Annotated in this window: 13 protein-coding genes; 9 read left to right on the plus strand and 4 right to left on the minus strand. The window is 65.7% G+C overall.

Annotated elements, in window-relative coordinates; genetic code table 11:
- Nucleotides 1-855 precede the first annotated feature (855 nt).
- Nucleotides 856-987: a hypothetical protein gene (locus AB0J09_RS44475; protein ID WP_360705272.1), complete on the plus strand. Its 132-nt coding sequence runs from the start codon at nt 856-858 to the stop codon at nt 985-987.
- Between the two features lie 693 nt (nt 988-1,680).
- Here AB0J09_RS44475 and AB0J09_RS44480 read toward each other — a convergent pair.
- Together AB0J09_RS44480 and AB0J09_RS44485 are read right to left on the minus strand one after the other, a co-directional pair.
- Complete coding sequence (locus tag AB0J09_RS44480; RefSeq protein ID WP_360705275.1) at nt 1,681-2,154, minus strand: TIGR00725 family protein; 474 nt, start codon at nt 2,152-2,154, stop codon at nt 1,681-1,683.
- A gap of 30 nt (nt 2,155-2,184) precedes the next feature.
- Entirely contained in the window at nt 2,185-2,922 is a 738-nt protein-coding gene (locus AB0J09_RS44485) for a hypothetical protein (RefSeq protein ID WP_360705278.1), read from the minus strand.
- On the opposite strand from AB0J09_RS44485, the gene AB0J09_RS44490 reads away from it, so the two are divergent.
- The 7 genes from AB0J09_RS44490 to AB0J09_RS44520 all read left to right on the plus strand — a co-directional run bounded on the left by AB0J09_RS44490 (nt 2,923) and on the right by AB0J09_RS44520 (nt 7,833).
- Nucleotides 2,923-3,156: a hypothetical protein gene (locus AB0J09_RS44490; RefSeq protein WP_360705281.1), complete on the plus strand. Its 234-nt coding sequence runs from the start codon at nt 2,923-2,925 to the stop codon at nt 3,154-3,156.
- 510 nt (nt 3,157-3,666) lie between these two features.
- Entirely contained in the window at nt 3,667-4,515 is an 849-nt protein-coding gene (locus AB0J09_RS44495; protein ID WP_360705283.1) for an SAM-dependent methyltransferase, read from the plus strand.
- Nucleotides 4,512-4,850: a hypothetical protein gene (locus AB0J09_RS44500; RefSeq protein ID WP_360705286.1), complete on the plus strand. Its 339-nt coding sequence runs from the start codon at nt 4,512-4,514 to the stop codon at nt 4,848-4,850. The genes AB0J09_RS44495 and AB0J09_RS44500 overlap by 4 nt, the downstream gene beginning before the upstream one ends.
- Complete coding sequence (locus AB0J09_RS44505; protein ID WP_360705289.1) at nt 4,847-5,314, plus strand: hypothetical protein; 468 nt, start codon at nt 4,847-4,849, stop codon at nt 5,312-5,314. The genes AB0J09_RS44500 and AB0J09_RS44505 overlap by 4 nt, the downstream gene beginning before the upstream one ends.
- A gap of 308 nt (nt 5,315-5,622) precedes the next feature.
- Nucleotides 5,623-6,336 carry a TetR/AcrR family transcriptional regulator gene (locus AB0J09_RS44510; protein ID WP_360705292.1) on the plus strand — a complete coding sequence of 238 codons (714 nt, stop codon included), beginning with the start codon at nt 5,623-5,625 and terminating at the stop codon, nt 6,334-6,336.
- Between the two features lie 718 nt (nt 6,337-7,054).
- Entirely contained in the window at nt 7,055-7,537 is a 483-nt protein-coding gene (locus AB0J09_RS44515) for a hypothetical protein (RefSeq protein WP_360705294.1), read from the plus strand.
- 80 nt (nt 7,538-7,617) lie between these two features.
- The gene (locus AB0J09_RS44520) at nt 7,618-7,833 is read left to right on the plus strand and encodes a hypothetical protein (protein ID WP_360705297.1); all 216 of its coding nucleotides are present in this window, start codon (nt 7,618-7,620) and stop codon (nt 7,831-7,833) included.
- A gap of 134 nt (nt 7,834-7,967) precedes the next feature.
- On the opposite strand, the gene AB0J09_RS44525 is transcribed toward AB0J09_RS44520, so the two are convergent.
- Together AB0J09_RS44525 and AB0J09_RS44530 are read right to left on the minus strand one after the other, a co-directional pair.
- Nucleotides 7,968-8,213 (minus strand): hypothetical protein, encoded by a 246-nt coding sequence (locus tag AB0J09_RS44525; RefSeq protein ID WP_360705300.1) that lies wholly within the window; start codon nt 8,211-8,213, stop codon nt 7,968-7,970.
- A complete protein-coding gene (locus tag AB0J09_RS44530) occupies nt 8,210-8,521 on the minus strand; it encodes a DUF6247 family protein (RefSeq protein ID WP_360705302.1) in 312 nt (103 codons plus the stop codon). The genes AB0J09_RS44525 and AB0J09_RS44530 overlap by 4 nt, the downstream gene beginning before the upstream one ends.
- Before the next feature lie 564 nt (nt 8,522-9,085).
- Here AB0J09_RS44530 and AB0J09_RS44535 point away from each other — a divergent pair.
- Nucleotides 9,086-9,481 (plus strand): hypothetical protein, encoded by a 396-nt coding sequence (locus AB0J09_RS44535; protein ID WP_360705305.1) that lies wholly within the window; start codon nt 9,086-9,088, stop codon nt 9,479-9,481.
- Nucleotides 9,482-9,625: the final 144 nt, after the last annotated feature.

A 9,625-nucleotide genomic window follows, 5' to 3' on the forward strand; every position in this document is an offset into this window, starting at 1 on the left:
CTTCCGTTCTCGACGGGGCCACGCTTTGATCGGGGGTGGCGCTGCCCCTGGGCGGCGCCGCCCGGGGGACTGGGGGGCGTGGAGGCCGCTGCTGGCCCTGCAACGTTCCGCAAGGGAACGCCGACGTCCCGGCTGGATGATTCCCCGGAGAGATGGCGCGTCGCACGCTGTCTCACCTGCTGATCATGACAGCTGAGCGGCGTGCCGGCTGACCGACTTTCGCGAAGATGCCCCGGCCGGGGACGTCACCAAAGGTCTGGGCAGGGTTGGCGATCGCCATGAGCTTGCCGTCCGCGGCGTTCGCCCACCATGTGACCGTCACCCCTCGGGCGAATCGCCGACAATACGGAGGCGGTCGGAGCAGGCTGCATCGTGCATTCGTGGATGGGGAGGCGCGGACGTCGCCGCCAGGTCCTGGGCAGGGGGCCTGTGGACCCGGCAGCTCATCTTGGTCGTGGTAGATCTCGTGCTCGGCACTTTCTCCGTACGGGCCGAAAGGGCCACGTTCGCCGGGCTTGCTCGCCCCGTTAGCGCGGCACTGCCCTTGGCTCGGTGCAGTGTGGGGATCATCGGCGGCCACCCTCCGCTTCGACGCGCGCGCAACGGAACAGTCCGGCCATGCTACTCAGTAGCTCACCAGCCGCCCATGTGGCGCACGCCGCCGACGGCACCGCAAACCAGCGCAAGGGCCCTCATCTCATCGGTTATGCCGCCACCATGGCCAGCCTTGTCACTGACGGCCAGCTCACCCCACCTTTTGCAGCGCTCCTCATTGCACGATCGTCGACAGCAGACGGTGGCAGCAGGTCCGTGAGAGACGGTCACCCGCCAGCGCTGCCGATCCCAGTGGCACTCATGTCGCCTGGCCCATCAGGATGCCTGCGGCGAGTCATCATCACGCTCATGCCCGACCGGCCGGTGCTGCGCCTGCTCAGGCTGGCGCTGAGCCCGACGCCGAGCCTGCCGCGTTCGTGCCACAGCGCCTGAAGTACTTGTATCGTCACCAGCAGCATGGCCGACTCGGCAGCATTTCCTGTGGCCAGGGCCTGCTGGTAGGCGGCCAGGGCCCGCAGCCCGTCCTACATCCACCGGCGACGTTGCCCGATCTGATCCGCCAGCTGTCCTTCGTGGAGCACGGCAAGCCCGTGGGACTTCGCGCGCTCGATTTCCTCTGTCATCTCCTGCACGGCTTGACGCGCCCTCATGATCAGGAGTCTGAGAGCTGCGGCGGATTCGTGCATATAGGGCGCGTTCCTCGCTGAAGGCACTGGGGGTGCCGTTATCGTCTCTCGTGCCTCCTGTGATGTCATGTAACGTTCTGGTCGCGGTGTGTGAAGTGTGGCGATAGTGCCCACGCCCCAACAGTTGATCGCTCATAGGAGCCGCTCAAAGGCGGGCGGCCAGAGGGGGTGACCCTCCCCGAGGCGGCTCTCTTAACTTCGGCACATCCGCGGGGTGTCTGTTTCCACCATCGCGGCAATCTTGTCCGCGGTCCGCTCGACCCGGAAGGAGCCCACGAGCGACAAGGGCAGCGTCGAGCGTGAGGCACAGAACGCTCGGCGGCCGGGTACCCCCCGCCAAAGCTGGATCGCGAAGACGACTCGTCTCTGCCTCGCAATCCCCCGGCCCGGCCCCGAGCTCGTCCAGCCGAAGCGTGAGCCGTTGCGGGAGGTTCGGAAGTTAGGAGAACAAGCCCGTGAGCTCTAGGGCGTGGTGAGAATTACTCGCGTACCTGAGACCGGGAACGGGCTGGCCTTGCTGATCGTGGAGACGCCATCCTCCGAGCTGGACGACTGGTACACGTCCGCGACGCATGGCGAGGGCGAGTTCGGAAAGGGTTCCCCAGGACCCGCCGATGACGATGACCGCGTCTGCGGAATTGACGATGACGTTGTTTCTGGCCTCCCCGATGCCGGTGGGGATGACAATGGTCAGGTCAGGGTTGCTGCTTTCGCGGTCTGCACGCGACAGGATGCCTACGACTGTGCCGCCTGCGGCGTTGGCTCCGGCGGCTACGGCTGCCATGACTCCGGTGTATCCCCCGCAGATGACCACCGCGCCGCGCTCGGCGAGCAGCCGGCCTACCTCGTGGGCATGACGCCGGTCCTCCTCGGTACAGTCACGTGGTCCACAGACGCTCACCTGAATGGCCAAGTCCTACCTCCTGTTGCTGATCTTCTGACCTTACTCAGGTGCGGCAGGAAGCTGCGGGGTGACGGCATGATGGAGGGCGAACATCTCAATGCGCTCGTTCAGCTCGGCGGCGATACGCCCCTGCGCTTGCGCTGTCAGGCCGGCAGCGATTCTCTGCACTCGTTGAACCACCGGCACTGTGCGGTGCTCAGGGGCGATCTGCAGGACAGGAGTCAAGTGCTCGGCGAATCCGTCTACCTCGCCGGCTGCCAGATGGGCGGCTGCCAGGTCGATGTGGGCTGCGGCAAGAAGCTCCGTGCCTTGGCTGTCGGGGTCCATCGTCAAAAGCTGGATCGCTTCGTGGGCTTGCTGTTTGGCCTCGCTGAGATCGCCACGGCGGCCTAGGGCACAGTACGCTTCACTTGCGTAATAGGCGGCCTTGCCCGGGCTGAACCGGAAAACACCTGGCTCGGCAGCAGTTGGGGCCTGGTCGCGGGCATCACGGGCTGCGCCGATCGCTCGGTCGAACGTGTAGGTGTCGCGCATGGCAGCCAGCGCTCGTGCTTCCTGGCTGGTGAGCCTGAGAAGCGCTGTGCCCGAGGTGGCATGCTCGCGTCCCGCGTGCGCGATGTCAGCGGCTTGCCGATAGTCTCCGCGCCAGTAAGCGACGTTGGATTGCACCCATCGGACATAAGCACGCAACGGATCGTCATTCGCGATCTTGGCGCAAACGAGCGCGGTGCGCGCGTGAGTCTCTGCTTCGTGAGGGTGTCCAAGGTCGGCGCTCACGTGAGCGAGAAGACCGCACAATTGGCCGGCGATGCGGTAAAGGCGCTGTTCCTGGTCCAGCGGATGACGGTCGTCAAGGATGGAGAAGACCTCAGAACGAAGCTCGGCCACGCGCCGGAACGTGAGGTATGGCGGACGTCTGAGGTAGTCAATCGCAAGCTGACGCACATCAGCGTCGAACTGGTCGAGCGCATGCTCGTCGACACCGCGGATACGTCGGGCGAAGCGGGCTGAGTCGTCGGCCACTTGAGCTATTTCCTCATCAATCTGTGACGGACCGGGCTCCAGGACAGGATGGCATGATGTCGAGGATGTCCCGCCGCGGGATCTCCCATGAGCGACCGCCGCGGCGATCGGCGGCGGGCCAAACAGATCGGCGACAGGGCGATCGAACATCCCTTCAAGCACCCTGCGACACAGAGGACGGGGCTCACGCTTGATCTGACCGGCGCACCAGCGTTCCCATTGTCGGGTACTTGGGGCGTAGCTGCTGCCCAAGCGCCGAGCCGTTGCCTGGAACTCGGTGACGGCGTCCTCAGGTGTCCAATGGCGCTCGGCCGCCAGCAATGCGAGCAATGTCGCGTATGCCATGATTGCCTTTCCGGTCTCGGATAGGTCTGCGCTACCAGTAACGCCCACCGGGTGACAAGAGCGCCAGACCCGGGCGCGCAATGTCGTCAGATGTCGAAAAGTGACGCTCGCGCGACGTAGAGACGTCGCCGGTAGATCCGCAACGGTCGAGCCATGCTCCCTGCAACGAATGGCTGGCCGGAGCTGGACGCGCTGTCCAAGCATGGTCCCGAGCGAAGTGGATCCCCAGCGATTGATCCGCATCTGCCGAATGGCGCGCGCATGTACGACTCCTTCCTCGGCGGCAAGGACAACTACGGGGCGGACCGGGCGGCGGCCCTGGAAGCGCTGCGGCTGAACCCGGATGCGGCGTTGTGCGCACAGGCGAATCGGGCGTTCCCGGGCCGGGCGGTGCAGTTCGTGGCTGAGTCGGGGGTGCGCCAGCTCCTTGATCTCGGTACGAGGCTGCCCGCGATGGGCAACGTGCATGAGGTAGCTCAAGACGTTCACGCGGATGCGTGGACGGTTTATGTCGACTATGACCCGGTCGCGGTCCTGCTTGGGAGGGCATTGCTGGCTACCAGTGAGCACACCGTGATGATGGAGGATGATCTACGCCGTCGCGAGCGGATTCTCGCCACGGCGTCAGGACTGCTGGGCCTCGGCCGGCCGGTGCGCGTGCTGCTGATGTCGAGCCTGCACTTTGTGACGGATGCCGAAGATCCTCACGGGGTCGTCAGCACGCTGATGCGCGTGACCGTCCCGGGCAGTTACCTCGTGCTGACACACGTGATCAAGACAGCTAAGACGGCGGCGGCGGCCGCGGCGTACCGGGGGGCATCCGCTCCAGTGGTGCTGCGCACCGAAGAACAGGTCGAGGACCTGTTCGCGGCTGGCGGCGTCGAGGCGGTGTCTCCGGGAGTGGTCCGGGTGCCGCAGCGGGGTGCCGATCCGGAGGATCCCTATGTCGAAAGCGATGCCGCCAGGGCGGAATTCGTGGGCGGGGTCGGGAGGAAGCCATGACGGCGAGGACCGGGGTGGACAGCCCGGCCGCAAGCCACGCGCAGACGCTGGCGGCACACCTGAGGCGGTACGGGATTGAGTCGAAGATCTCCGAGTGTGAGGGTGTAGCACTGGTGGGGATCTGGTCGGTCGGGCTGGCGGTGTGGTGTGAGTGGGGGCAGCAGGGGTGGCATTTCCGCTGGTGCCTGGACAAGACGAGTGAGCGGTGGACATACACGTGGTGCCCGTGCTCGGCGATGGAGACGGCGGTGCGTCGCCTGGTGTATTTCCACCAGGCTCGCCAGCAGCGGTTGTCCGGAACGGCTCCGAGCATCGACGGTGAGGGCGCCTCATGAGCGACAGGAGCGCGGCCGGCATGCCGGATGCCGGGGAGGGACAGCCGGAGGGCCCCGGGTTCGAGAGTGAGCCGGGGTATGTGGAGGCGCGGCGTGATCCGTGCGGCCCGTTCGTTGTGGTCCGCTGGTGGCAGTCGCGGATGATGGTCCGGCTGGGCGCCTGGGTGAGCTTCGCGAAGAAGGTCAAGGCAGGCTCATACACCCCGGAAAAGCTCCCTGACCAGCCTGGATGGGTGCGGTTCGAGATCGACGAAGGGTTTAACGCGGGCAATGCGCCGTCTGGGTGGAGGCCGAAGGTGTTCCAGATCCCTGAGGTGGTCTGGGACCGGTTCGTGGACGCGGTCGGCAGGTACGCCCTGTGGGACGTCGGCCTGTACTGGATGGGCGCGCCGCCCACGCTGCCGCCACGTGCTTCGGATGCGCAACGGCTGTCTGCCGTAGAGGGCCGTAGCGGAGCCGCGTAGACAGCCCCGTAGGAGTCTGAGGAAGCGACAGTCTTGTCGTCCCCCTCACTTCTACGGGGTGCTGAACACCTCCGGTGCCGGAGGCGGCCTGGCGCCGGGGACCCCACCGCAGGGGGCGAGCCCCTGTCCCTTTCTGCAGGGGCCCCGGTGCGGGCCGGATAGAGGAATCGCCGTCAAACTTCGCCGTTGCGCGGCCGATTGGCGGGAAGTCCTTGGCCGATTGCCGATCGTCAGTCGTGTCCCGCACTGCGGTTGGCCGAGGGCTCCACTATGTGTGCGACCAGAGCGATATGACGAAAGAGGCTGGAATGGGAAGGGCGTACGCCGGTAAGAGTGCCGAGCAACGCGAGCGGGAGCGGCGGGAGCGGCTGATCGCGATCGGGTACGGAGTCTTCGCCGACAAAGGTTTTACCAACGTGAGCATTGCGCGCTTGTGCACGCGGGCGAAGATCTCGTTGCGGGTGTTCTACCGGTCGTTCAAGACGAAGGAAGACCTGCTGACGGCCGTGATCAGCCGGTGCCTGGATGATGCGGTCACGGCAGTGGTGCGGCGCCTTGAGGCAACCTCCGATGAGGCGTGCGCGCTGGCCGATGCGGCGGTGCGCGCGTATGTCGAGCATGTGACCAGCGATCGGCGGATCTATCGGCTGCTTCATGTGGAGATGCGCCACCTCGCAGGGCGGCAGGCGTGGGCAGATCCGCTGGTGATGATCCTCAAGGGGACGTTGAGGGACCGGTTGGAGTGGCGGGAGACAGAGCTACGGCTGATGATGGCGGCGTTGGCGGGAATGGTTCCCGCGTTGCTGGGTGAGTGGGAGCGAGACGACGCGATCAGCGTGGAACAGGTGGTGAAAACGGCTGGGCGGTTGTGCTCAGTGATCCTGTCATCGGTTGAGGCCATTCAGATACCGGCGCGCGCAGTCGTGGGCTGCCCGCAGGCCGGCCCACGAGCCGGAATCGAACCCTGCCAGCGTGGCGACTCTCCCGAATGCCGGTCCGTGGATGAAGGGCGTATGAACTGAACCTTGATGTCGTGGGCCAGCGATGTGGTCCCGCGCGCGGGTGAAGCGATATCGGCGCGGAGACGGGGGCATCCCGTGGTGTTCTCACCGCGCGAATCGCGGTCGCCATGGCCGCGGCGCTGGCCATGGCCGCTGAGGGGCCTGGGCCAAACGACCGACGTCGCCACAGTCAAGCCTGGTCGCATCGCTATAACGACGGCCTCTAGCATGCTCGCCGACCTGGTGGGGCAGCAGTGGCAGTATGCGGCCGGCACCGGCTGCCTCACGACTCGCTCCCGGACGGCTAGCTCCCGGCCCGGTCCGCCGGCCGACAGCATCCAGATCAGGTCGTAGGCGCGGACAGGGTCCATCGTGAGGGACCGGGCGATGCATGCCTTCCCAGGGCGCGGATCCGATTGAATCCTCCTTCTGCCGCGCCACTCTCGAACGCAACGGTGGGCATTGGAGTACTTCTGGAAGCTGGAGTGGTAGATGCGGCGCGACCCGCCGGCCGCTAGAGTTCACGATCAACGACTGTGCCGGTGCACCTGCGAGGCTCTCTCCCATCACCTCATGCGCCAAGTACGTCGGCCGGTGCCAGAGCGATGACCAAAGGACGTGGGTGGCCAGCCAGAGCAGAGGACGGCCGGGTTGGCTTCATGTCGGCGCGCTCGAAGACCGCGTCCATAGGGCGTGGGATCCTGGCACGTTCCCTCCTGCTGAAACCCTGTTGGCGATCATGACGTTGTCCGCGGTGCCGCACGCCCTGGGCACCCGGCTGGCCGCTCATCTGCACGGCGGCATCATCGTGGGGCCAGGGGCCGTGCCGGACTTATCAGGCTTCGAGCATTTGCGGGGCATCCCGCTACCCGTCCAGCAGGGCGGGTGGGAGCGCAGCGCCGGCGTCTACGACCCAACAAGGCGCGCGATCGGGGTGGGCAGCGTACCGTCACCGTCGGTGAGCGTGGCGGGCCACGAGCTGGGGCACGCGACCGACGATATGGACCACATGCCGTCCCAAGGCCCGTTCTGGACGAGCCTGCATGCCATGAGCGCCGAACGCCTAGCTCCGCTCTACCGGGAGACGGTCACCGAGCTGTTCGCTGAAGCCTTCGCCTGCGTGCTCATCCGGAGGGCGCGGCGTCTCATCCAGCTGTTCGGCGACGAACATGCCGCCCAGCAGGCCTATACCTGGTTCGCGGGGCGATATGGGATCGGCTGAGCAGCACCCCTGCCGACGGCGCGCCAGGACGCTATGCTGGGCAGGGAACCGTGACAGATGAGACGGAGGGGATGAAGCATATGACCGCGATCATGCTGACTGGCGGCGTCCTTCGCGTCCCTGCCTCCATCGTGCTGCGCGACGGCACCCGCATCGACGGCACCCGGGACATCGCACCCGATGCCCCGGACTACCGAGACTGGCTGCCGCACGCGATCGACGAGGAAACCTCCTGGCACGGTGACCGTGACGACGAGGACATCCTGCGGCGCTGGCGAGCAGCAGCCAGCGCCTGATCACGCATGGACGTGCCGCCTTCACCCTCGCCCCCGCACGCTGGGGGCTCCCAACGCTTCAGCATCACCCCCGGCAGTGTACAAAGCCGACGTCGCACCCCGCGGGCTTCTGTGATCCGCTCAGGAGATAACCCTCACCCAGCCCACACGATCTCGTAGACACGGATCAACTCCCGGTCGTCATCGACCATGAACCGTAAGATCCCGAAGGCGCCAAAGGTGGTCTCACGGAAGTCCAACCGGCCTGGATACACGGGAAATGCGTCCCACGGAGCATCGAGCAGCAACGCCGACCGTTCAACCAGAGCGGCCATGGCATCATCGGGAAAGTCGCCCAGCTTGGCGAGTGCCGAGGGTGCCAGCTCGATCCGGTAACTCACCGGCTGCGGGCCGCGCGCAGTCGCTGCTCCCAGTCAGGGATCGCTTCCTGGAGAGAGATACCGTCGCCAAGCCCAGCAAGGATCTCCTCCGGCGTCCGGTCAAACGCAGGGTTGTTGTCGTAGATCTTGGCCTTCAGCGACCACATGTGCAGCAACTCGTGCAGGCGGTGGTACTGATCGGGGCGGCGAGCGGCCTCGACCGCCTTCTCATACAAGGAGAGGAAGTGCGCGCGCTTGTCAGGCGGCAGGGCACGCAGAATCACGGCCGGGTCGTACGGCGGTGTGTCCTCGACGGGCTGCGCGCTCATGTCATTACCGTACCCTCCGTCCTTGGTCGATACGCTCCAAACCGTCGGCGTTGACAACGTTGTAAGGAAGTTACCCGCGCATCATGGTCGCCTTGGCCGCGTCCACCCGCAGCCGGACCGCAACTGGTGTCCCCGTGCAAACGACGTGCGCAACGAGCAGACCATCACAGGGGTGTTGATGAGGTGCCAGTAGGCGTCGACCGGTGGAGGGGAACCACGTTCCCGACAGGTTCATTGTGCTCAGAGCCAGACGCGGCCTCAGAGCATTGCCCGCGGCATAGCCATGGACTGTGATCAGTCGGCCGCGAGCGGGCGTATAGGCAGTGATATCCATGGCGACGGGCACGCCGTGGCACCTCGGGTAGGTGGGCGGCTGATCGGCTGTCATGAAAGACCTTTCAAAAGGCGTTGTGCGGGACGTTGATTCGAGGTGCTGTGAACCACGAGTCCTATCCAGGAAACGATCGTCACGCCCTGCTCAACACCGTGCAGTCGTTCACGACCTCGGCGTAAACGACACCGTTGACCAGCACAATGAGGAGAGACACCAGTCATGGACTCAGCTTGCCGGACGCCACCGACAAGTTCTCGCTCATGCCCGACCACGTAACAAGCCAGGACCGGCTGCGTGAAGATGCCAGGCTTCCTCTCGAGGTCGTGTCAGGGGTCGAGGTGATGGTTGGCGCGCGGATCTGTGGCGAACAGTTGAAGGAAGGACTTCGGCTCATCATGGCCGATGAGCAGTTGACCTCTCATGGTCCCGTTCATGTTGGTGGCGGTCGCTGTCCACTCAGCGGTGGTGTCTTGCGCCGCGTCTTCGGAGGTGAGAAGGACGAACGGGGCAAGGTCAGCGTGGAGGCCCGGGCGGAGGTCGACGGGCGGAAGATGATCTGTCCACGGAGGAGACGACTCAACTGCACGCCGCGGCGGCCAAACTCGCCGCCGCCTTCACCGACCTGACCGCAGACACAGAAGGAGCCCGCCCATGACGCTGCAGGCTGACGCCACAGCCGTCCACGTCCGGATCGCAAACGCCGCGATCTGCATCTCCGGCCCCGCCGCCACCACCGACTGGGCCCGCCGCTACTACGCGCCGTCATGGGA

This window comes from Nonomuraea sp. NPDC049784 (assembly GCF_040659615.1).
GTDB lineage: Bacteria > Actinomycetota > Actinomycetes > Streptosporangiales > Streptosporangiaceae > Nonomuraea.

What these genes read in the sequence shown, in the direction of transcription:
- AB0J09_RS44475 (WP_360705272.1), top strand. Translation starts at nt 856, where the DNA reads ATGTCGCCTGGCCCATCAGGATGCCTGCGGCGAGTCATCATCACGCTC.
- AB0J09_RS44495 (WP_360705283.1), top strand. Translation starts at nt 3,667, where the DNA reads ATGCTCCCTGCAACGAATGGCTGGCCGGAGCTGGACGCGCTGTCCAAG.
- AB0J09_RS44500 (WP_360705286.1), top strand. Translation starts at nt 4,512, where the DNA reads ATGACGGCGAGGACCGGGGTGGACAGCCCGGCCGCAAGCCACGCGCAG.
- AB0J09_RS44505 (WP_360705289.1), top strand. Translation starts at nt 4,847, where the DNA reads ATGAGCGACAGGAGCGCGGCCGGCATGCCGGATGCCGGGGAGGGACAG.
- AB0J09_RS44510 (WP_360705292.1), top strand. Translation starts at nt 5,623, where the DNA reads ATGGGAAGGGCGTACGCCGGTAAGAGTGCCGAGCAACGCGAGCGGGAG.
- AB0J09_RS44515 (WP_360705294.1), top strand. Translation starts at nt 7,055, where the DNA reads ATGACGTTGTCCGCGGTGCCGCACGCCCTGGGCACCCGGCTGGCCGCT.
- AB0J09_RS44520 (WP_360705297.1), top strand. Translation starts at nt 7,618, where the DNA reads ATGACCGCGATCATGCTGACTGGCGGCGTCCTTCGCGTCCCTGCCTCC.
- AB0J09_RS44530 (WP_360705302.1), bottom strand. Translation starts at nt 8,521, where the DNA reads ATGAGCGCGCAGCCCGTCGAGGACACACCGCCGTACGACCCGGCCGTG.